Source organism: Moraxella sp. HMSC061H09 (assembly GCF_001809255.1).
In the GTDB taxonomy this organism is placed as follows: domain Bacteria; phylum Pseudomonadota; class Gammaproteobacteria; order Pseudomonadales; family Moraxellaceae; genus Moraxella; species Moraxella catarrhalis.
In genome coordinates this window covers 129,396-151,799 of record NZ_KV796834.1, presented here as the reverse complement: position 1 = coordinate 151,799, position 22,404 = coordinate 129,396, and the positions used below count along the sequence as shown (strand labels likewise).

Genomic DNA, 22,404 nt, shown 5'->3' with positions numbered 1-22,404 from the left:
ATAAGCAGTTTGATGAGGCATGTTAAGTTATCTGCCGATGGCGTTTGTTAAATGGCTTTTTTAACCAGTTTCCCAAATCGTCCATCAACGCATAAAACACAGGAATCACCACCAAACTTAATAATGTTGAGGTGACTAAGCCACCAATCACCGCTGATGCCATTGGGCGGCTAAATGTCGAGTCAACCCCGCCTAATCCGATCACCAAAGGCAACATCCCTGCACCCATGGCGATGGTCGTCATGATGATGGGCTGAGCACGCTTGCGACACGCATCAATGAGCACATCAAAGCGGCTTAAGCCTTGTTCATCTTGAGCAATGATGGCATAATCCACCAATAAAATGGAGTTTTTGGTGGCAATACCCATGAGTAAAATCAGCCCAATCATGGCAGGCATCGACATACTACTACCTGTAACAATCAGTCCAATAAATGCACCGCCAACAGATAACGGTAAAGCCATCAAAATCGTTAAAGGCTGTAAAAAACGATGAAACAACAGCATCAGCACCGCAAAAATACAAAAAATCCCAACCGCCATCGCAAGTATCAAGCCAGTAAATAGCTCAGCCATATCCTCAGCTTGTCCCTCATCAATCAGATGGATGCCATCAGGGAGAGTTTGTATAATTTGGGTGGATTTGACACGATCAATCAGATCGCCCAAAGAGGCACCTTGGATAGGCAATACCGTGATTTTTATGGCACGCTCACGGTCTAGACGGCTAATACTTGCCTCACCTGTGGTGAATTTTCAAGATACGACATCTTTTATCTGAACAGGCATCGCCTTTGAACTTGGTACATAAAGATTGGATAAAGTGGTTAAACTTTGCTTATCTTCATGGCTTAAGCGAGTTACAATAGGCACTTGGCGAGTATCTAGGCTAAGCTTTGGTAAGGCATTATCATAATCACCTTGGGTAGCAACACGCAATGTATTTACCAAGTCTGCCGTTGTGACACCTTTATCCGCCATGCTCAGCTCATTAGGAATAACTGACAGCTCAGGTCTGGGAAAGGCATTGTTATTAATCACACTTGCCACCATCGGTAAGACACGGATTTGTCTGATGATCTCATGAGCGGTGGCATCAAGTTTTTTTGCATCAGCACCTGTGATCGAAAAAACATAGCCCGCCTCACCGCCACCTGCTGACATGCCAACATTAAAGCGTGCCGCTGGTACGGTCAAAAGTGCTTGATTGATTTGGGATTCGATGTCCACTTTGCTTGCGCGTAAAGTGCGGTCAGAAAGCTTAACATCAAGCTTTGCGGTATTGACCGATCCACTACGCATACTACTTGGGTCGCCTGAGCTGTGTGATGAACCCACTGTTAATAAGACGCTTTCAACCCCCTTGACTGCTTTGACTTTATTGACCGCCATTTGGGCGATACGCAGCGTATCATCAAAGGTTGCATCAGGTGTCAGCTCAATGCTAACTTGGGTTTGGTTCATCTCATCAGGTGGAATAAATGCCGATGGTAAAAACGATGCCAACATCAGCGAGGTAATAAAAAATCCCGATACAAAGGCGACTGTCATGGTGCGATGCTTTAGCGTCCAAGCGACCATCTGAAGATAAGCTGTCATCAATTTACCAGCAGGTTTTTGGGTATGAATGGATGGGCGTAAAATATACGCTGCCATCATCGGTGTCAGCAGGCGAGCAACCAACAGTGAAATAAAAATTGCAATAACCGCCGTCCAACCAAATTGGCTAAAAAAACTGCCCCACAATACCGCTCATAAATGCCGTTGGCAAAAATACCGCAATCAGCGTAAAAGTTGTTGCAACAACCGCAAGCCCAATCTCATCAGCTGCCTCAATGGCAGCTTGCATGGGGGATTTGCCCATATTAAGATGGCGAACAATATTTTCAATCTCCACAATCGCATCATCCACCAAAACACCGATCACCAAAGTCAATGCCAATAGCGAAATCATGTTTAAGCTAAAACCAAACAAATACATGATAAAAAAAGTTGGAATAATAGACAATAGCAATGCCGTGGCTGCCACAAAAGTGGCTCGCCAATCTCTTAAAAAGATAAATACCACAATCACCACCAAAATACAGCCTTCAATCAACATACGCATCGTTGCTTGATAGCTTTCTTCAATGGGTGCAGCGTAATCAACGATTTTTTCGATTTTCAGGTCAGTCATTTGAGCCTGTAAGTCAGCCAAGGCATCATCAACTGCGGCCACCACGGAGGTCTCGCTTGCACCTTTTGAGCGTATGATACTAAATGCCACCACCTCTTCACCGTCAAGCTTTGCTAATGATGTCACATCAGCATGGGTATCTTCAATAACCGCCAAACTACCCAATCGTACCGCTGTTCCTGTTGGTGTGGTGATTTGTAGGTCATTTAATTCCTAAACCCGTTGACCTAAACCTAGTATGCGTATTGTCTGAATCTGATTGCCAATCTTTGCTTCACCACCTGAAGCATCTTGCCATTTGGCATAAATCTGCCGAGCCAGCTGGTTGATGGGCATGGATAAGCTTGTCATCATATCCATCTTAGGCTGTATCAAAATCTGCCACTCAACGCCACCAATACGGCTGACACTTCCCACCCCAGCGATATTTGATAATTGCTTGGTAATCGTATCATCGACAAACCATGATAATTTGTATCGCTCATGCCCTGCACAGCAACCGAATATGTCGCCACAGGAAACCCTGCTGTAGAGACTTTTGAGATGATGGGCGGATTGGCAGCAGCAGGTAATTGCCCTTGAACTTCGCTGACAGCTGAACGCACATCGTCAAGTGCTCATCATTCGGTTTTTCAAGCTCAAAGACCGTAAAAATGGTTACCGCACCTGTTTGTAGTGTGGTGCGAATGCTTTTAACGCCCTCAATATTGGCAAGTTTATTTTCAACTTTTTTAGCAACATCATTTTCAAGCTGGTCAGGCGATGCCCCCGCCAAAGTAATGGTTGTTACCACCCCCGGTAGGTCAATATCAGGAAATTGCTGAATTTTCATTTGTAAAAATCCATAAATTCCCAAAATCATCATCAAGGTAAAAAATGGCAACCAAAGGATTTTTGATAGAATAAGCCGAAATATTCATGATATCACCTTAGCGTGTGTTACCATGACTGGGGTTTAAAGCAGGTTTTGGTGCTTTACTGGTTTGATTATGATCCACATCTTGCCCGTTGATGGTTACGACAATAACCAAATCATCATCTAAAAAGCTGGCACTGGTTGCAACAATCAAGTCACTTTGCGGTAAATCATCTATTGCAACTTGATTGTCTTGTTGGGTGATGATGGTAATCTGCCGACGCTTAACTTGGTGATATGTCCGACCATCGTCACCGATGTTTGGTATTAATTGCCAAACATAATCATAGCCATCTAAACCCATCAACGCACTAAGCGGAATGGCATTGTATCTTTGGGCATCAAATAAAAACTCGCCAGATTGATACATGCCAGCACTGGCACCACTGTCTCTTAGCAGACGCACATGGACGGTGATATCTCGGCTATCATTGGTAACAGGACTTAGGCGAGCAACCCCTCCTATCACCTGCCGACCTGCGATCTCAACAGACGCCGTTTGGCCCACATGGATATTGGCGGCATCAGCAGGTGGCACGGCGGCTTGCCACTCAAGCATGCCATCTATGATGATGCTAAATAGCGGGGTGCCTGATACCACTGCACCAACTTGCGCATTTTTGGCACTGATTATGCCACTGACAGGGGCAGTAATCAGACCTCACTACTGATTAGTACGAGCACTTTCGACATGGGCTTGGGCAGCGGTAACATTCGCCAAAGCTTGCCGAAGTGCAGTGCGATAAGCATCAACTTCTTGGCGGCTCACCGCATCAATGGCTAACAATGGCTCGGTGCGTGCCAAATCGGCAGCCGCTTTTTCTTGTGCAGCAACCGCTGTGGCAAGCTCAGCTTCAGCAGAAGACAACTGTTGCTCAAAGGTTCGTGTATCAAGTGTTGCAAGCACTTGCCCTGCTTTGACAAATTCACCAACTTCAACAAGCACCCGCTCAATGGCGACACCGCTGATCTGACTACTAACCTCCGCCGTTTCAACTGCAGCCACGATGCCATTAGCTGACAGGCGATTTTTGATTGTTATCGATGTGGGATGTACCGCTTCCACCGCCATCACTGTTGCGTTTTGGTTTTGGGCAGCTTGCTTGGACGGTGTCTCTTGATTTGGTGATAACATAAATCGCCCAATGAGTACACCAACGATAATACCCACCCCAAAAAAATATAATCCATTGCCAAAGGGGTCGAGCAGGTGATGACTTGTAATTTTGATGAACAGTCATAAAAATACCATTTTAATCCATTTAGTTAATACGCATTTGCTCAACATCAAGCCAACCAAGCTTGGGTTATGCACGGCGATGGCCCAGTTTTTTGCGGATGCGTGTAAGCATTTGGCGTGACATACCCAAATAAGAACTCAAATCAGACACCGAAATTCTGGCCGCCAATTTGGGATTTGTTTCAATAAATCTAACATAACGAGTCTGCCCATCGGTGATAAGCAGGCTGTCGATACGAGCGATGTTTTGTGCCAAGACTTGGGTCAGATTTTGGCCAATATAACGATAAAAAATCGGATAACGCTGACAGCAGTATTCATAATGTGCCAAGCTTATGGCGATGATGATGCTAGGTTCAATGGTCTGTAGGCTATATCGGCAAACCTCATCGCCAAGAAACGCTTGATATTCACCAATACCATCACCTTCTTGCATAAAATGCACATTGACCACACTGCCTTGATCGGACTGATATTCAAGCTTACACAGTCCTGCCAAGATGACGCCAATGTGATCTTGTACCTGCCCTGCCACTTGCCAATAGCTTCTTGCAGGTAGTCTTTGTATCTGAAATCCTCTCACCACATCTTTGACTTGCTCTTCGCTTAGCTCAGGCATGGTATATGCCCAATGCTGTATCCATTTATGGATGATTTGGCTGTCAGTCAAGCGTGTACAATCGGCAAATAATGCCAAGCTATAGTCATCAAACATTGACATAATCTTTAGATTCCGGTAGCCAAGTATTCATGATTGCCAATGCTGTTGGCAGTTTATCAGAAGTTTTGATTAATTGGCGTGCAATGTCACCTGCTGCCTCAAGCAGCGCCTCATCACGCACAATATCCGCCAAATAATAGCCCATGTCTCCAGTTTGGCGTTTACCCAAAAGCTCACCTGCACCTCTTAGCTCCAAATCCTTTTGGGCAATGACAAAGCCATCGGTGCTGTCTTTGAGCACATTAAGTCGCTCAATGCCTGTTGGTGATAATGGCAGCTGATACAGTAACACACAAAAGCTTTTGGCAGATCCACGCCCAACACGCCCTCTTAGCTGATGCAACTGGGACAATCCTAAGCGTTCGGCATTTTCGATCACCATCAATGACGCATTGGGCACATCCACACCCACCTCGATCACGGTTGTGGCGATGAGTAAATCTATATCGCCTGCCTTAAAAGCTTGCATCACCGCCTGTTTGTCGGCAGCTTTCATCTTGCCATGTATAAGCCCTGTACGAATATCAAGCCGATCGCTTAAATCCTCATAAGTCAGCTGGGCTGACTGCACATCCAAAGCCGACGACTCCTCAACCAGTGGACACACCCAATACGCTTGCTTGCCAGCTTGGCAGTTATTTTGTATACGCTCAATCACCTCGTCTCGTCGATCTCGGTTAATCGTCACTGTGGTGATTGGCGTACGCTTGGGCGGTAATTCATCAATGATACTAACATCCATATCACCGTACATACTCATAGCAAGTGTCCTTGGAATGGGCGTGGCGGTCATCGCCAGCTGATGCGGTGCTCCACCTGACACGCCTTTATTGGTTAAACGCAGACGCTGCTCTACCCCAAATCGGTGCTGCTCATCGATGATGACAAGCCCCAATTTGGCAAAAACAACCGTATCTGAAAACAGTGCATGGGTACCAACCACAATTTGCACCTGATTTTTTCTGATGGCATCTAGTGCTGCTGTACGCTCTTTGGCGGTTTGTTTGCCCGCAAGCCACCCGACCCCAATCCCCAAAGGCTCAAACCACTTTTGAAAATTTATTAAATGTTGCTCTGCTAAGATTTCTGTTGGTGCCATAACTGCCACCTGCCAACCACTATCTAAGGCATAGCATGCTGTCATCGCAGCCACCAGTGTCTTACCAGCACCGACATCGCCTTGGATAAGTCTGAGCATGGGGCGTGATGTCGCCATATCAGACACCGCCTCATCAATGACTCGCTTTTGGGCGGCGGTCAGCTCAAAGGGTAGACCTGCCACCAGTTGCTTGGCAAGCGGGCTAATTGGGTCGCATTTGGGTGCTTTATACTGATAAATATGATTACGCCGAAACAAAAAACTGACCTGATGTGCCACCAGCTCTTCGATGATAATACGGCGACAGGCAGGGTGAGTACGATCTTTAAGTCCTGCCAGTAAAGCAGTTTGGCTAAAAATATCAGCATGTATCTCTGGCAGGTGAACCGCTTTTAATGCTGGCAATAGATCGCCCGTCAACTCAACGCCTGCTGCTTTTAGCTGTGTTTCTGATAAGCCATGAATGCCATCTTGCTGAACAGCTGTCAGTGCCAGACGCACCAGCTGCCTAAGTTTATTTTGATTGATGCCTTTGATGGTGGGATAAATGGGCAAAAGCCCAGATTCAAACTTTTTTGTGCCTGTCAGATGATAGTCAGGATGAGACATCTGTGTGCCGTAGCGACTAACCTTTATCTCACCAAATACGGTGATTTTTGCCCCCACCATCATTGTGGTTAATAAACTTGGATAAGTATGAAAAAACCGAAGCGTAATCTCCCCTGTGGCATCCTCTAAGGTCACCGATAATCCTGTGCGATTCTTTTCAACCCAAGTCACAACACCCGCCACCAACACACTCATACCATGACTGACATCCTTGATAGCAATGACACGGCTACGATCTTCATAATCTCGTGGCAGGTGCAAAAGCATATCAAAAATACGATGAATGCCAAGCTCGGCCAATCGCCCAGCCAGTGCCTGACCCACACCAGACAGTGCAGTCACAGGCAAATGAATGGTCATGACGGGCTTGGTCATAAATTTATCCATGAATAATGAAACGCAATCATGATTGTAAAATAATTCTGTTAAAAAAGCAAAAATCCGACCATTTTGGTCAGATTTTTACAGATTTGTCCCAAATCCACTTAAAAATCTTGGGTCTCTTTTGCCAAAATCATTCCGCCTGCCACGGTATGATAAGTTGCCTCATCAATCAAAATAAATGAGCCTGTGGCGGTGTTTTGGGCGTAAGAGGTTGCCAAAATTGGCTTTTGTAAACTCATACTCACCTCACCAATATCATTCATATTCAGGGTTGATTGATCAGCAAAATTTGACAAAGTATGCACATCCCATATATGATGAATCTCATCAACCTTGGCAAAAACGGTTTGGGTGGTGTGTTTTAATAAATATTTACGAGCAGGATTTAAGGCACGCTCATCAAACCAACATAATGTGGCACGCAGACGCTTGGTCGGCAGGGTCTGAGATACTGCCGAGACGATGCTGTCACCACGAGAGATATCGATGTCATCGGTGAGCGTGATGGTGATTTGTTCGCCCACAGATGCTCGGCTGACGACACCATTGGGGCTGATAATCTCTTGGATATGACTGATACGACCTGATGGCTCAACACGCACTTTATCACCAATCGAAATGCTGCCTGATTCGATACGACCTTGATAGCCACGAAAATCATCTTTTTTGTCGCCATCAGCACGCAACACATACTGCACTGGCAAATGAAACGCTGCCGTATCCGTCAAAACCGCTTCCCCCACAGGCAAACTCTCCAATATCTCAAGTAATGTACCACCTTGATACCATGGTGTATTTTGGCTCTTATGGACGATATTATCACCATTTAGGGCAGAAACAGGCACAAATTTGACATCTTGTAAATCCAGCTGTGCCGCCAATTTTTTATAAGCACGCACGACGGTGTTAAATTTATTTTCATCAAAATTCAATAAATCCATCTTATTAATCGCCACGATAATATGAGAGCAGCGTAAATGCTTTAAGATGGCTGAATGCCGCTTAGTTTGTGGTAAAAGCCAAACTTCAGCTTGTCCAAAATCAATCTGTGATGCATCAATGAGTACCACCGCTGCATGAGCGGTTGAGGCACCAGTAACCATATTGCGTGTATACTGCTCATGCCCTGGCGTGTCGGCAATGATGAATTTACGCTTGGCTGTCGAAAAGTAGCGATACGCCACATCGATGGTGATGCCTTGCTCACGCTCCGCCAAAAGCCCATCGGTCAGTACCGAAAAATCAATGGCATCGCCTGCGGTTTTGGTATTATTTAGATTGTAAAGTTGATCGGTCAGTAGTGCCTTACTGTCATAAAGTAGGCGACCGATCAGGGTGCTTTTGCCGTCATCAACGCTACCTGCGGTGATAAATCTTAGCGGTGCATGGGTATTTAGATGGCTCATCTGATTGTCCTTTTACCTGATAATCTGTTTGTGAATTTGCTTGTTTTGATACATTGATTGGCGATCAGCTTGTGGGGACGCTGACCCAATCAAGATTATTCAATATTATTTAATTAAGATGATAAATTGTCTTAATAGTTATTTGGTGTATTAAAAATAACCTTGTTTTTTGCGTACTTCCATCGCCGCTTCACTGACTTGATCATCAAGGCGAGTGGCACTGCGTTCTGAAATCTCAACCACAGCAGTCTCTTGGATAATCTCTTTGGGCGTGGCGGCAAGACTTGCCACAGGGCAGGTGCATGAGATATCACCCACAGTACGAAAACGCACCGAACGAATTTCACTGACATCGCCATCAGCTTTTGGGGTCAATGGCGTAACAGGCACCAAAAGTCCACCTTTTTCGACCACTTCTCGCTCATGAGCATAATAAATCGAAGGCAACTCAAGATTTTCTCGTGCGATATATTGCCAAATGTCAAGTTCCGTCCAGTTTGAAATCGGAAATACACGCATATTCTCTCCTTGATGGTGCTTGGCATTATACAAAGACCACAGCTCAGGACGCTGAGCTTTGGGATCCCATTGACCAAACTCATCACGAAATGAAAAAATCCGCTCTTTGGCGCGTGCCTTTTCTTCATCTCGACGAGCACCACCCATCAAGGCATCAAACTGATACGCCTCGATGGTTTCAAGCAAGGTGACCGCTTGAGCACCGTTTCTTGAGTCAGTTTCTTTACGCAGCACGACCGTGCCTTTGGCGATAGAGTCTTCGACATGACCGACAACCAAACGCAGATTAAGCGTTTTGACCTGTGCATCACGAAACTCAATCACCTCAGGATAATTATGCCCTGTATCAATATGCACCAAAGGAAATGGCAGTGCCACATCACGACCTTTGATGGCGAATGCCTTGCGTGCCAGTGCAAGTAGCACAACTGAATCTTTACCTCCTGAAAATAGCAGAGCAGGATTACGGCACTCAGCGATCACTTCTCGGATAATATAAATAGATTCTGCTTCAAGCCAATCTAAATGCTCGTTTTGTAGAATAGTTGCTGTCATGATAATTACCTATCAGTCTAAATAAAATTGTCTAAATCTGGGCTTGTCTGTTAAGGTGCTTAATTTAAATACACGCCCCCAAGTCATTTGTGTAAACCGCACTCTTTATTATCTTTATGCTCCCACCACCAGCGTCCTGCACGAATGTCCTCGCCGTGTTTGACGGGCATGGTGCAAGGCTCACAGCCAATGGAAGGATAGCCTTGGTGATACAGCTCATTAAACGGTATATTTTTGGTCAAAATATATGCCCATACATCCGTCTCTTGCCAATCAAAAATTGGATTGTATTTGGCAATACCACGCGCCAAATCTGTTTCTGCCAAATTCAGCTCGGTGCGAGTGACTGACTGCTCACGGCGTTGCCCTGTCAGCCAAGCATCAGCATCGACCAAAGCACGATTTAAAGGCTCAACTTTACGAATAAAGCAGCACAATTTGCGCAGATCACCACTTTCGTAAAAAGCGTTTAAGCCATGATTTGCCACATAGTCTGCCACAGCGTGCGGGTGCGGCTCATAAGTTTTAAAATTTATTGTAAGATAGCATGCCTTGACGATGTCGATGAGCTTAAGTGTTTCGGCGTTTAGCCTACCTGTCTGTAAAATAAATATTTCAGTACTTAAATGGCTGTTCGCCAGTGCATCGGTGATGACCATATCCTCGGCCTGCAAACTACTGGCAAACTTGACAGTATGGTGCTTGGCATGGATATCTGATAAGCGAGCATGTAAGGTTTTGATTTTGGCATCAAGACCTTGTATCGTCTCATCACTTGGCACTGGAATCCGCCACAGTATGGGTTTTATCATCATGATTTTGGCTCTCAAATTGGCTACATATGGGGCGAGATGATTTTATGAATTCGTTCACTTGGATACAACACAAGGTATCACCACCGCCAAAAAATCAAAAATAACTTTTTGTACAAAGTAAATCACTTTTTGGCATTAGCCATCATAGTTAAGCTAATCTCAACCAATTCACATCCAAATTTATACCCAAAATAAGTCATACCAATGCCTTTAAATTGAAGAATGTTTGTGAATATTTGTAAAATCTCTACACAATCATGACATAAAATCGCATTTGTCAACCATCTACGCACCAAAGATATGATATAGTTCATAGTTATTTTTGATTATTTTTAGGGGTTGTCATGAGATTGGTTGCCGTAGCCTTACCCATCTTTGTGCCGATACTGACGGCTTATGCCAGTACGACGCCACCATCTACCGCTCCAAGTTTGGTTACGCCAAACGCTAATAAAACTCGTCCTGTCGTGGCTTTGGTGCTTAGTGGGGGTGGCATGCGTGGGTTTGCCCATATCGGTGCGATCAAGTCCCTTGAGGCACATGGTATCCGTCCTGATATGGTAGTCGGTACCAGTTGGGGCGCTGGTGGGTGCAGTTTATACCAGTGGTAAGACACCATCTGAGATGATCGCTCTTGCCGATACTGTCAAAGAAACGGATTTGATTGAAATTACGCCCTCACAGCAGGGCTTGATTGACGGAACACGCCTGCGTCGCTATGTCAATGAGCAAGTCAACCATCGCCCCATCGAAGCTTTTCCCATACGCTATGCGGCGGTAGCAACACAGATGCACACCAATACGGCAGTAACTTTTAGAACTGGGGAGGCGGGGTTGGCCGTTCAAGCCTCATCTAGTACCCCAAAATTATTCATTCCACCACGCATTCCCAAAGTAGGCGGCAAAAAATTGTAGATGGCTCACAAGTGGCGTTATTACCGACACGCATCGCCAAAAGTCTGGGTGCTGATATTATCATCGCTGTCGATGTCATGGGTGAAAACAAGCATCACCCAATTCAAACGCTCTGCCTAATCAAGGCAGTAGTATCAACATCCAACGCAATCATGCAGGTATCAGTGCCACATGGGGCGATAGAACCATGACTGTGCCAGTCAATCTTGATAAGCTCAATCAAACTGCCAGAGGCTTGCCTATTGACATACCATTGGGTGATTTGCTTGGTGTTGTCATGCAGTCTATTCCTACTAACACCAATATTTCTCTACCAAAACAGCTACCTACCAAGACCTCTGAGTTTGCTCAGTGGTTTGGTAATTTGGGTGCCAATTTGACCGCCGAACCTGAAGATATCCGTGCCGCCGATGTGCTAATCCGTCCCAAGATGACAGGTGCTGCTGTCTTTGATAGCACTGACCGCACACGACTGATCAATGAAGGCAGATTGGCAACAGATGCCCAAATCCCTGCCATCAAAAAAGCCATCCAAGACGCTCACACACGAAAACGCACCCAAATTCAAACAGCCCAATCATAAAAATACCGTCAAAATGCGCATCTTGACGGTATTTTTATGATATTGTCTTAATGTATGTTAAAAACCCCAAGCATAAGATTACGCTTGGGGTTTTGGTGTGCTGGCTGTATATCTTAACTAACACACATCGTGATCTTAGATACGCTCAATGATGGTTGAGATACCCTGACCTAAGCCAATACACATGGTCGCAAGCCCCAGCTGAGTATCTTGTTGCTCCATGACATTTAACAGCGTGGTTGTGATACGAGCGCCAGAGCAGCCAAGCGGATGACCCAACGCAATTGCACCACCATTATGATTGACGATATCTTGCTTGTCAAGTAAATCCAAGCCTTTGAGTACCGATAGACCTTGAGCAGCAAACGCTTCATTTAGCTCAATGGTTTGGATATCAGACAGATTAAGACCAGCACGCTTTAAGGATTTTTGGGTAGCAGGCACAGGACCGTAACCCATGATTGCAGCATCACATCCTGCCACCGCCATGCCACGGATGCGTGCACGAGGTTTTAACCCCAAATCTTTGGCTTTTTGGGCTGACATGATAAGCATTGCTGAAGCACCATCTGACAGTGCCGAGGCTGTGCCTGCAGTAACTGTACCATTTTTGGGGTCAAATACAGGTCTAAGTGCTTGGAATGCCTCTAAATTAGCATCAGGACGAATCACCTCATCGACAGTGCATAACTGCAGATTACCTTCAGAATCATGTCCTTCTACGCCAACAATTTCATTATCAAAACGGCCTGCTTGGGTGGCTGCCCATGCTTTTTTATGCGAATGCACCCCAAAGGTATCTTGCTCTTCACGGGTAATACCGTTTAACCGACCTAGCATCTCGGCGGTCAGACCCATCATATTTGATGCTTTGGCATAGTGTTTAGACGCCTTTGGGTTTGGGTCAACGCCATGCATCATTGACACATGCCCCATATGCTCCACACCACCGATGATAAACATATCGCCTTGATTGGTCATAATCTGAGCGGCAGCGGTATGTAACGCCTGCATGGATGAACCACACAAACGGTTCACAGTCTGAGCTGCCACAGTTTTTGGTACGCCTGCCAATAAGGCTGCATAACGAGCAATATTCCAGCCTTGTTCAAGTGTTTGGTTCACGCATCCCCAAATCACATCTTCAAGCTCGCTTGGATCAATATCATTGCGTACAATCAGTGCCTGAATCAGCTTGGCTGACAAATCATCGGCACGCACATGGCGAAACATACCATTTTTGGTTTTACCCATTGCCGTACGCACACCATCAACGATTACTACATCTTTTGGACTTAGAGTTGTCATTGTTTTTCCTTGGATAATTGGAGCAATAATTAGTAAAAAGTCTCGCCATTTTGAGCCATATCACGCAATTTGGCAGGTGCTTCATATGCCTTACCTAAATATGCGTACTTATCGCACAATGCAACATAGTTTGCGACACCGATTTGGTCGATATATCGGCAAGGGCCGCCACGAAATGGTGGGAAACCTACGCCCATAATCATCGCCATATCAGCTTCAGCAGGGCTTGCAACGATATTATCTTCCAAGCAGCGTACGGTTTCATTGCAAAATGCAATCATCATGCGGTCGATGATTTCTTGCTCATCAAAAGTCTGATCGCCAGTTTGAACCAAGTTTAACAGCTCATAAGTGGTACTATCGGCAATTTTTTTAGGTTTGCCACGCTTATCAGTTTCATATTGATAAAAACCAACACCATTTTTTTGACCCAAACGCTCATGCTCAAACATCAGCTGCGTTGCACCTTTATAATCTGGCTTCATACGATCAGGGAAACCCTCTGCCATCACCTTGGCAGCATGCACGCCTGTATCCATACCCACAACATCCAAAAGATACGCAGGACCCATCGGCCAGCCAAATTTTTCCATGGTCTTATCAATACTAACAAAATCGGCACCTTCTTTGACCAGCAAATCGAACGCACCAAAATAAGGAAATAACACACGATTCACCAAAAATCCTGGGCAGTCATTGACGACAATTGGAGTTTTGCCCATTTTTTGTGCCAATGCAACCGTTGTTGCAATGGCGATATCGCTGGTCTTCTCGCCACGAATCACCTCAACTAACGGCATGCGATGTACTGGGTTAAAAAAGTGCATACCCACAAAGTTTTCGGGGCGTTTTAGGGCATTCGCCAAGCGAGTGATAGAAATCGTTGAGGTATTTGAGGCCAAAATGGCATCTTGTTTTACCAAGCCCTCCACCTCAGACAATACCGCTTCTTTGATTGTAGGATTTTCAACGACCGCCTCAATCACAATATCAACTTCACCAAAATCGCCATAGTTTAAGGTTGGGCGAATGTGGCGTAAGGTTTGAGCCATCTTAGCTGGCGTTGATTTACCACGCAAAACCTCTTTTGATAACAGTTTACCAGCTTCATTCATGCCAAGGTCTAACTGCTTGGCTTGAATGTCTTTCATAATAATTGGCAAGCCCTTGACCGCTGCCTGATAAGCGATACCGCCACCCATGATACCTGCACCAAGTACAGCTGCTTGCTTGATGGTTTGTGCATTTTGACTGTGCTTTTTGGCAAGTTTTTTAACTGTTTGGTCATTTAAAAATAAGCCGACCAAGGCGGCCGCTTGTGGGGTTGTTGCAGCTTTTGTAAAACCTTTGGCTTCAAGGGCAATCGCATCATCACGGTTTAAATTGGCGTGTTTTTCGATGGTCTCAAGGGCAATCGCCACCGCAGGATAATGTTTTGGATTGGCTTTGGCAAAAATGACCCCCTTAGCCGAATTAAATGCCATTGCCTGCTCCAGCTGATTGAGCTTAACTGGTACTTGTTTTTCTTGACGCTTCGCCTGCCAATCAAACTTGCCTAATAAGCATTTTTTGACCAAATCAGCCGCTGCCTGCTCAAGCAGCTCATCAGCCACCACCGCATCAACCAATCCCAATTTAAGTGCTTCATCAGGTCGATAAGCCTTACCTGTCGCAATGGCCTCAAGGGCGTTATCAATGCCAATCAGGCGTGGTAGACGCACTGAACCGCCAAAACCTGGAAAAATACCAAGCTTAGTTTCAGGCAAACCAATTTGGGCAGAAATACCCGCCACACGGTAATCGCATACCAAAGCCATCTCACAGCCACCGCCTAACGCTGCACCATTAATCGCCGCCACTTTTGGGAAGGGCAAATCCTCAAAGCGATTAAAAATATGATTGATATCCAAAAGCCATGCCTCAATTTCATCTTTAGAGCGACTAAAATATTCGGTAAACTCAGTAATGTCCGCACCAGCAATAAACACCGATTTACCTGAAGTGACAATTAAGCCTTGAATATCATCACGGTTTTCAAGTACTGTTACCGCTTCTTGATATTCTTGGGTGGTTTTGCGATCAAATTTATTAACGCTTTCATCAGTGGCATTAAAATGAAACTGCACGATACCTTGTGTTTGGTCAAAAAAATCGACCTGAATATTTTTTCCTTGATAAATCATAAATACCCCTTGTGATGTTAGTCAATCATGTTGCCATGCTTGGCAAACGCACCTTTAATATAACACACCCATCACGCCATTTCACCTGCCATATTCCTGCTTAATGATGACCCATGGGTCACGCATATCTTAATCACACCAATACTTTTTTATTCCAAATCATATGATCAATAAAATCATATAATAAATATCGGTCAGTATGGTTCATCATGATTTTATCAAAGCATTGACTAAATAATTATTTACAAAAACTCGCTATTTTTATAAGATATACATCATAATCAATCCATACCAAGCTGATTTATCCAATTTTGACCCAAATCTTTCATGAGGTTTTATTGTATTTGTTATGACACAGCCACCCTATTACGACATTTTGGGCATATCTTTATCCGCCGATACCGAAATCATTGATGCCGCTTATCACGCTTTAACCAAAAAATATAAACACAATCCCAATGCCGCTCATCGTCTTGTGCAAATTCGCCAAGCCTATGAAACCTTATCAGATCCCATCAAGCGAGCAGACTATGACTCATGGCTACAAATGAATGCAAGGTTTAGCCGCACGACGCCACCCAACTTTGGCACACAAACTACCCATTCGCCCATACAGACAACCGATGATTATCGCCCACATGAGCCGCCCAAACCCAAAAAATCATCACTGACAAGCTGGCTAGTTGGGCTATTGATAGCGATGATTGCTGTGGTGATTTTGGCATATTTTTTGGTATCATCAGCAGGGTTTTTTGGGCATCGTGACGAGCCTGTCACTCCCTTAAATCATGACACGCCTAACAGCAGTATTCCCAAATTGGTTGCCATTGAGCCGATGATACCATTCACACCTGATGAAATCACGCCAGAACAACGAGCCTCATACGAACACGCACATGCTGCTTATTTGGCGGCGGTAAATCGCATTAATGCCGTTTGGAATAATCTGCCCAAAACCATTCAAGATGAACTGCGTGATGAACAACGCTCCATCAATAGCACACGAGAAGAGGTTTGTAAGGCACAAGCTGCCAGCCAATACAGCCACCCAATGGACATAGACACGGCACGCTATCAGTGCGAAGTACCCAGACTTGATGAGCGTACCGAAACTTTGCGTATTTATGCAGCCAATGTTGCCGATCAGCCAACGCTATTTTATGACCCCAGCTATCCCAATCAGCCGACCTATAGTGATCACAGCAATCATTTAGAGGGCTATACGCCCAGTGAAGCACATGCCTTATACGATGATGCTGTTGCCCATATTAACGCCGTTTGGGATGAGTTATCTGACGAGACGCAATCACTGCTGCGTGATGAACAGCGAGCCATCAATGCCGACCGTGAACGACACTGCCAAGTCAATGCCCAAAATACCTATAACAACCGTCATGATCAAACGGTCGCACGCTATTTATGCGAGGTGGCACTGCTGTATGAGCGTGCCGAAGAGCTGGCGTTGTATGATTGATATCATCAACTGATTTCACCAACCCAAAGAAGAATCATGACACGAATTTACCCGTTACTCAGGAGTACTATTTAAGATAGGGTACTGCTTAAAGAGCAATCCACCGAATGATATCGGCGGATTTTTGGTCAATACCCAAACTGTATCTTGATGATAGCTCCCATCACGATTTAGGCTTAGTCACTGGCGACTTGCCAGACTCAATGACGCCTTTGGTGACAATCACTTCTGCGATATCGGTCATGCTAGGTAGCTCATACATCGTATCCATCAGTGCATTTTCAATGATAGAACGCAAGCCACGAGCACCCGTTTTTCGCTCTTGGGCACGCTTGGCGATGGCGGTCAGTGCTTCAGGCTCAAAGGTTAATTGAACACCTTCCATATCAAAAAGATACTGATATTGCTTGACCAGTGCATTTTTGGGCTCGGTGAGAATTTGTACCAAGGCAGCTTCATCAAGCTCTTCTAAGCTTGCAAGCACTGGCAGGCGGCCGATCAATTCTGGAATCAGACCAAATTTAATCAAATCTTCAGCTTCTACTTCACGAAATAGTTCGGTGATGCTTGATTCATCTTGAGCTTTAACATCAGCATGAAAACCGATACCTGTTTTTTCGGTACGCTGGCGAATCACTTTATCCAGTCCAGCAAATGCCCCGCCCACAATCATCAAAATATTGCTGGTATCTACCTGAATCATCTCTTGGCGTGGGTGCTTGCGACCGCCTTGGGGTGGAATATTTGCCACCGTCCCCTCAATGAGCTTAAGCAGTGCTTGCTGCACGCCCTCACCTGAAACATCACGCGTGATTGATGGATTTTCGCTTTTGCGAGAAATTTTATCAATCTCATCAATATAAATGATGCCTTTTTCGGCTTTTTGGACATCATAGTCTGACGCTTGCAGCAGTTTTTGAACAATATTTTCAACATCTTCGCCCACATAACCTGCCTCGGTCAGCGTCGTTGCATCTGCCATGGCAAATGGGACATCCAACATCTTGGCAAGTGTCTGTGCCAGTAGCGTCTTACCCGAACCTGTCGGTCCGATAAGCAAGATATTTGATTTGGATAACTCAACGCCATCCGTATCTTTTTTATCATTAGCAACCTTCAGGCGTTTGTAGTGATTATAAACCGCCACAGCCAGTGCCTTTTTAGCAACATCTTGACCAATAACATAATCATCTAAGTGTGCTCGCAGCTCTTTTGGTTTTGGCAGAACTTTATTAAGCCATTCATCTTTATCGCTATCTGTTTCAATGCTCAGCTGGACATCTGATTGGTGGCTGGTATCAGCTGATCGATCAGACGACTTACCAGAAGATTTGGTTGGTTTTGACCAATCTCCCAATAAATCCCCACAAACAGCGATGCATTCATTACAAATATTAGCGTCATTGCCTGCGATGAGCTTTTGAACTTCGGTTTTTTTCTTGCCACAAAATGAGCAACTTGGTATCTCTTTGGTTGTCATAACAGCCCCTTATAGATTTTTTGGTCGCTTATCAAGTACGACATCCACCAAACCATAATCACGCGCCTGCTCAGCACTCATAAAATGGTCACGGTCGGTATCACGCTCAAGCTTTTCAATCGGTTGGCCTGTATGTTCTGCCAATAAACGGTTTAATTTGGCTTTTAGCTCAATGATTTCTCGAGCATGAATCTCAATATCAGAGGCCTGACCACGAAATCCCCCCAATGGCTGATGAATCATCACACGGGAGTTTGCCAATGCGTAACGCTTACCTTTTTCTCCTGCCGACAATAAAAATGAACCCATTGAAGCGGCTTGACCCATGCAAATCGTTGAAACATGGGGTTTGATAAAGTTCATTGTATCATAAATTGCCATGCCTGCCGTGACAACACCGCCAGGTGAATTGATATATAAATGAATGTCTTTTTCTGGATTATCCGCCTCCAAAAACAGCAGCTGGGCGACAATTAGGTTTGCCATATTGTCTTCAACTTGACCTGTCAAGAAAATGACTCGCTCACGCAATAGGCGTGAAAAAATATCAAACGATCGTTCGCCACGACCTGACTGTTCGATGACCATAGGTACCAGTGCATTGTTAGGGGCATATAAAGCATCGGTCAGCTGGTCATAATAAGGATTGTGTTTTATGCTCATGGTATTCTCAGTTTGTATCGTTAATGCCTGTTTTTAAACTTAGTATTTTTAAAAACAAAGTTTTCATGGATATTAAGTCAGCTATTATTTATCTTTAGAACAAAAACCCCACGCATCAGCTTGGGGTATTTGTCAAATCAGCAATCAGCCTAGCTCAACATAAGATTAGATGGCTTGTTGCTGGGCTGCGGCCAACAACTCTTGGTAATTGACTGCTTTATCGCTCACCTTGGCATGACCAAGCAGATAGTCCACCACTTGATCTTCTAGCACAACAGACTCAACTTGGGCACGCTGTGCTTTATCATTGGTATAATATTCAATCACTTCTGCTGGATCTTCATAGTTTTCAGCAGCTTCTGCGATAAAGGCAGTCACACGGTCTTGATCAACAGTGAGTTTTTGCGATTCGATGATTTGGCTGACCAAAACGCCCAAACGCACGGCACGCAATGCTTGATCTTCAAATAATTCATTTGGCAACATATTTGAATCAAAAGTCTTAGGATCTGCACCAAACTGCTGAGAAAAGCGATTTAGCATCAGTTGGCGTTGACGGTCAATTTCTTGATCCAACATGGCTTTTGGCACATCAAATTCATTTTTTTCAAGCAAAGCATCAAACGCAGCTTGTTTGACTTGATTGCGAGCGGCATGTTTTACCTCACGCTCCATATTTTTGCGAACATCGGCTTTTAACTGATCTAAACCACCTTCGGTCACACCAAACAGCTCAAAGAATTCATCATTGAGTTCAGGCAAAGCTGACGCCTTGACTTCTTTTAGCGTGATGATAAATTGCGCTTCTTTACCTGCCAAATGCTCTGCTTGATAGTCTTCAGGGAAAGTAACCGTGATGGTTTTTTCTTCGCCAGCTTTCATGCCTTTCATGCCATCTTCAAAGCCTGGAATCATGCGACCTGAACCGATGACCAAGGTGTGATTTTCGGCACTGCCACCTTCAAATTTCTCGCCATCAATCAAGCCTTCAAAATCAAAAGTTGCTTGATCGCCTTCTTCTAGCTCACCTTCTTTGGTTTCAAAAGTTTGGCGTTGCTTTTGTAGATTTTCAACCATGGTATCCACATCTTCATCAGAGATGGTTGCGGTGTGACGCTCAACTTCAATTTCGCCCAAGCCTTGAACTTCTACTTCTGGGAAAGTCTCAACCGTGGCTTGATACACCAAAAAATCATCTTCAAGCTTCACATCATCAATGTTTGGCACGCCAACAACACGGATTTTTTCGTTGCCAATGGCTTCAAAGACAGTATCACGAATGACATCGTTAATCACTTCTTGCTGAATGCCAGCACCATACTGTGAGCGAATGTGTGACACTGGCACTTTGCCCTTACGAAAACCATCAATTTTGGCAGTTTTTGCAACACTACGGATACGACTTTCAACCTTACTTTGGATATTACCTACAGGCACTTTGACCGTTAGCTGCGTTTCTTTATCAGAAACCACATTCACAGATATTTGTAAATCGCTCATAACTCACCTTAAATCATTTAAAAATAAAAAACAGTCGGTCAAAAGACCAAAATCTAGTTGTGAAAATATACTAATATCCCAATTAAAGAATATTTAACTATAACCACATAAATATATTAAAAGCAATACAGTATAGCTAATCATTGTGAAAAATACAACTCTTAGCCCATGCGAAAACTAAAAATCACACCAGCCAAGTTTCTTTTAATTGGCGAAGCAAATCTTGCAGTGCAGACGCTCGGTGGCTGATGGCATTTTTGGCGGCACGATCCAGCTGGGCGGATGATTTTTTAAGCTTGGGGATATAAAACAGCGGATCGTAGCCAAATCCATGCTCGCCCACAGGTTCATTAAGTATCTCGCCATGCCATTTGCCAATTGCGATAAGTGGCATCGGATCGTCGCCATGACGCACATACGCCAGTACACAGACAAAAAAGGCATCAATGGGGGCACGGCTGCGATAGGGTTTTAATTGCTCAAGCAGTTTGGCATTATTGGCAGCATCATCGCCATGTCGTCCAGCATAGCGTGCCGAAAAAATCCCAGGGGCGTTGCCAAGAATGGGGACACATAGCCCTGAATCATCTGCCACCGCAGGCAGCCCACTGACTTTGGCGGCATGGCGTGCTTTGATGATGGCATTTTCAATAAAACTCTTCCCATCTTCGCTGACATCGCCAATCCCCAAGCTGCCTTGAGTGATGATATGAACGCCCAAATCAGCGTCATCAAATAACGCCTGAAATTCTGCCAACTTACCTTGATTGTTGCTGGCTAATACCCACTTTTGCATCATTACTCCCTTTGTGATTGATTGGTTTTAGCTGGTTGGATTGGTTAATTTTATCAAATACCATGACAAAATGGCGTTATTTTTTATATCGCTATTTTTGCTGATACAGCCACATTATTTGACGATATTATCATCACTCATCCATCTCAGAAACACACGCACTGATGGGCAGATGGTCAGATAAATTTGACCACGGCACACCGCCATGCACCATCGCATTATGCACCTTAAGCCTACGCACATAAATGCGATCCAAACTTAATACAGGCATTTTGGCAGGAAAAGTGGCAGGATATTCACCATGCACTTGCAAAAACACTTCACTAAGCCCTAGTGATGACAAGGCTTGACAAGATTTTTTTGACCAATCATTAAAATCGCCTGCCAAAATCAGCGATGCATCTGCTGGCAATGTGACAATATAATCACGAATTGCTTGATATTGCTTAATGCGGTCTCGATGCAACAAATTTAAATGGCAACACAACACAACCACAGGACGCCTCCAGCCATCTGGATGCACCTCACAATGAAGCACACCTCTTTTTTCAAGGCGATTGACGGTAATATTTAGGTTGTGTTTTGGGTCAAGTGGGTGGCGAGAAAGCACTGCGTTGCCATGATGACCGTGTTCGTATTCAGCATTTTTGCCATAGCTTGATGCAATGCCCAAAAACTCGCCAAACCATTCATGTTGCCCACCGTCAGGAAATTCAGCAAAATCAATCGTGCGTTTGAGATTTTGCCCTTGCACCTCCTGCAGACATAAAATATCAGGATTGGTTTTTAATAAGGCATCCTTCATGCCCATCAATCGTACCAAGCGATTGGTCGGCGACATACCTTTATGAATATTATAACTGGTGATTGTAATGGATTTCATGGCGTGGTATTTTATGGATATGTTGGTAGAATTGATTTTAATGATGGCTATTGTAGCACGATGATGATAAATTGATGATTATTTGTTTTAATACCCTTGTAAAACTCAAAACTGTACGCATTTAAATTTGGGTTAAAATTTTAAGCACCCCATACAGTTTGGCTTTTAGACCGCCCAA

18 protein-coding genes and 3 pseudogenes are annotated in these 22,404 nt (G+C 44.5%); 4 read left to right on the top strand and 17 right to left on the bottom strand.

Features of this window, described 5'->3' with window-relative positions:
- Positions 1 to 22 precede the first annotated feature (22 nt).
- The 10 genes and pseudogenes from HMPREF2573_RS09700 to HMPREF2573_RS01115 form a co-directional block, all read right to left on the bottom strand.
- Positions 23 to 1,684 (bottom strand): annotated as a pseudogene (locus tag HMPREF2573_RS09700) (efflux RND transporter permease subunit).
- Between the two features lie 43 nt (positions 1,685 to 1,727).
- Positions 1,728 to 2,603, bottom strand: a pseudogene (locus HMPREF2573_RS09695) (efflux RND transporter permease subunit).
- Between the two features lie 55 nt (positions 2,604 to 2,658).
- A complete protein-coding gene (locus HMPREF2573_RS09515) occupies positions 2,659 to 3,009 on the bottom strand; it encodes an efflux RND transporter permease subunit (RefSeq protein WP_036334919.1) in 351 nt (116 codons plus the stop codon).
- Between the two features lie 97 nt (positions 3,010 to 3,106).
- Positions 3,107 to 3,748 (bottom strand): efflux RND transporter periplasmic adaptor subunit, encoded by a 642-nt coding sequence (locus tag HMPREF2573_RS01145; protein WP_080534119.1) that lies wholly within the window; start codon positions 3,746 to 3,748, stop codon positions 3,107 to 3,109.
- Positions 3,749 to 3,757: 9 nt separating this feature from the next.
- Complete coding sequence (locus HMPREF2573_RS01140; protein WP_070472266.1) at positions 3,758 to 4,264, bottom strand: efflux RND transporter periplasmic adaptor subunit; 507 nt, start codon at positions 4,262 to 4,264, stop codon at positions 3,758 to 3,760.
- Between the two features lie 136 nt (positions 4,265 to 4,400).
- Positions 4,401 to 5,048 carry a Crp/Fnr family transcriptional regulator gene (locus HMPREF2573_RS01135; protein WP_003670038.1) on the bottom strand — a complete coding sequence of 216 codons (648 nt, stop codon included), beginning with the start codon at positions 5,046 to 5,048 and terminating at the stop codon, positions 4,401 to 4,403.
- On the bottom strand, positions 5,041 to 7,137 hold the full coding sequence (recG, locus tag HMPREF2573_RS01130; protein WP_070472262.1) for an ATP-dependent DNA helicase RecG: 2,097 nt from the start codon (positions 7,135 to 7,137) through the stop codon (positions 5,041 to 5,043). The genes HMPREF2573_RS01135 and recG overlap by 8 nt, the downstream gene beginning before the upstream one ends.
- Before the next feature lie 110 nt (positions 7,138 to 7,247).
- A complete protein-coding gene (locus HMPREF2573_RS01125) occupies positions 7,248 to 8,552 on the bottom strand; it encodes a sulfate adenylyltransferase subunit 1 (RefSeq protein ID WP_070472259.1) in 1,305 nt (434 codons plus the stop codon).
- Between the two features lie 150 nt (positions 8,553 to 8,702).
- Positions 8,703 to 9,626 (bottom strand): sulfate adenylyltransferase subunit CysD, encoded by a 924-nt coding sequence (gene cysD / locus HMPREF2573_RS01120; RefSeq protein WP_003661064.1) that lies wholly within the window; start codon positions 9,624 to 9,626, stop codon positions 8,703 to 8,705.
- A gap of 83 nt (positions 9,627 to 9,709) precedes the next feature.
- Positions 9,710 to 10,441 (bottom strand): phosphoadenylyl-sulfate reductase, encoded by a 732-nt coding sequence (locus HMPREF2573_RS01115; protein WP_070472256.1) that lies wholly within the window; start codon positions 10,439 to 10,441, stop codon positions 9,710 to 9,712.
- A gap of 344 nt (positions 10,442 to 10,785) precedes the next feature.
- On the opposite strand from HMPREF2573_RS01115, the pseudogene HMPREF2573_RS09805 reads away from it, so the two are divergent.
- The 3 genes and pseudogenes from HMPREF2573_RS09805 (at position 10,786) to HMPREF2573_RS09495 (ending at position 11,939) form a co-directional block, all read left to right on the top strand.
- A pseudogene (locus HMPREF2573_RS09805) lies at positions 10,786 to 11,356 on the top strand (patatin-like phospholipase family protein).
- 11 nt (positions 11,357 to 11,367) lie between these two features.
- Positions 11,368 to 11,547, top strand: coding sequence for a hypothetical protein (locus tag HMPREF2573_RS09500; protein ID WP_070472250.1), 180 nt, complete (start codon positions 11,368 to 11,370; stop codon positions 11,545 to 11,547).
- Positions 11,544 to 11,939, top strand: a complete 396-nt coding sequence (locus HMPREF2573_RS09495) for a hypothetical protein (protein WP_070472247.1) — start codon at positions 11,544 to 11,546, stop codon at positions 11,937 to 11,939. The genes HMPREF2573_RS09500 and HMPREF2573_RS09495 overlap by 4 nt, the downstream gene beginning before the upstream one ends.
- Positions 11,940 to 12,074: 135 nt before the next feature.
- Here the strand turns inward: HMPREF2573_RS09495 and fadA are convergent, their stop codons facing one another.
- Both fadA and fadB read right to left on the bottom strand, forming a co-directional pair.
- Positions 12,075 to 13,247: an acetyl-CoA C-acyltransferase FadA gene (gene fadA, locus HMPREF2573_RS01085; protein ID WP_003666560.1), complete on the bottom strand. Its 1,173-nt coding sequence runs from the start codon at positions 13,245 to 13,247 to the stop codon at positions 12,075 to 12,077.
- Between the two features lie 29 nt (positions 13,248 to 13,276).
- Positions 13,277 to 15,430, bottom strand: coding sequence for a fatty acid oxidation complex subunit alpha FadB (gene fadB / locus HMPREF2573_RS01080; RefSeq protein ID WP_070472244.1), 2,154 nt, complete (start codon positions 15,428 to 15,430; stop codon positions 13,277 to 13,279).
- A 349-nt stretch (positions 15,431 to 15,779) separates the two neighbouring features.
- Between fadB and HMPREF2573_RS01075 the strand changes: the two genes are divergently transcribed.
- Positions 15,780 to 16,904: a DnaJ domain-containing protein gene (locus HMPREF2573_RS01075; protein ID WP_070472241.1), complete on the top strand. Its 1,125-nt coding sequence runs from the start codon at positions 15,780 to 15,782 to the stop codon at positions 16,902 to 16,904.
- A 163-nt stretch (positions 16,905 to 17,067) separates the two neighbouring features.
- Here the strand turns inward: HMPREF2573_RS01075 and clpX are convergent, their stop codons facing one another.
- From clpX to HMPREF2573_RS01050, 5 genes are all read right to left on the bottom strand, one after another.
- Complete coding sequence (gene clpX, locus HMPREF2573_RS01070; RefSeq protein ID WP_070472238.1) at positions 17,068 to 18,384, bottom strand: ATP-dependent protease ATP-binding subunit ClpX; 1,317 nt, start codon at positions 18,382 to 18,384, stop codon at positions 17,068 to 17,070.
- A 9-nt stretch (positions 18,385 to 18,393) separates the two neighbouring features.
- On the bottom strand, positions 18,394 to 19,047 hold the full coding sequence (gene clpP / locus HMPREF2573_RS01065; protein ID WP_003661044.1) for an ATP-dependent Clp endopeptidase proteolytic subunit ClpP: 654 nt from the start codon (positions 19,045 to 19,047) through the stop codon (positions 18,394 to 18,396).
- A gap of 165 nt (positions 19,048 to 19,212) precedes the next feature.
- Positions 19,213 to 20,547, bottom strand: coding sequence for a trigger factor (tig, locus tag HMPREF2573_RS01060; protein WP_070472236.1), 1,335 nt, complete (start codon positions 20,545 to 20,547; stop codon positions 19,213 to 19,215).
- A 184-nt stretch (positions 20,548 to 20,731) separates the two neighbouring features.
- Positions 20,732 to 21,343, bottom strand: a complete 612-nt coding sequence (gene rdgB, locus HMPREF2573_RS01055; RefSeq protein WP_003661040.1) for an RdgB/HAM1 family non-canonical purine NTP pyrophosphatase — start codon at positions 21,341 to 21,343, stop codon at positions 20,732 to 20,734.
- Positions 21,344 to 21,476: 133 nt separating this feature from the next.
- A complete protein-coding gene (locus tag HMPREF2573_RS01050; protein ID WP_003663377.1) occupies positions 21,477 to 22,226 on the bottom strand; it encodes an endonuclease/exonuclease/phosphatase family protein in 750 nt (249 codons plus the stop codon).
- Between the last annotated feature and the right edge of the window lie 178 nt (positions 22,227 to 22,404).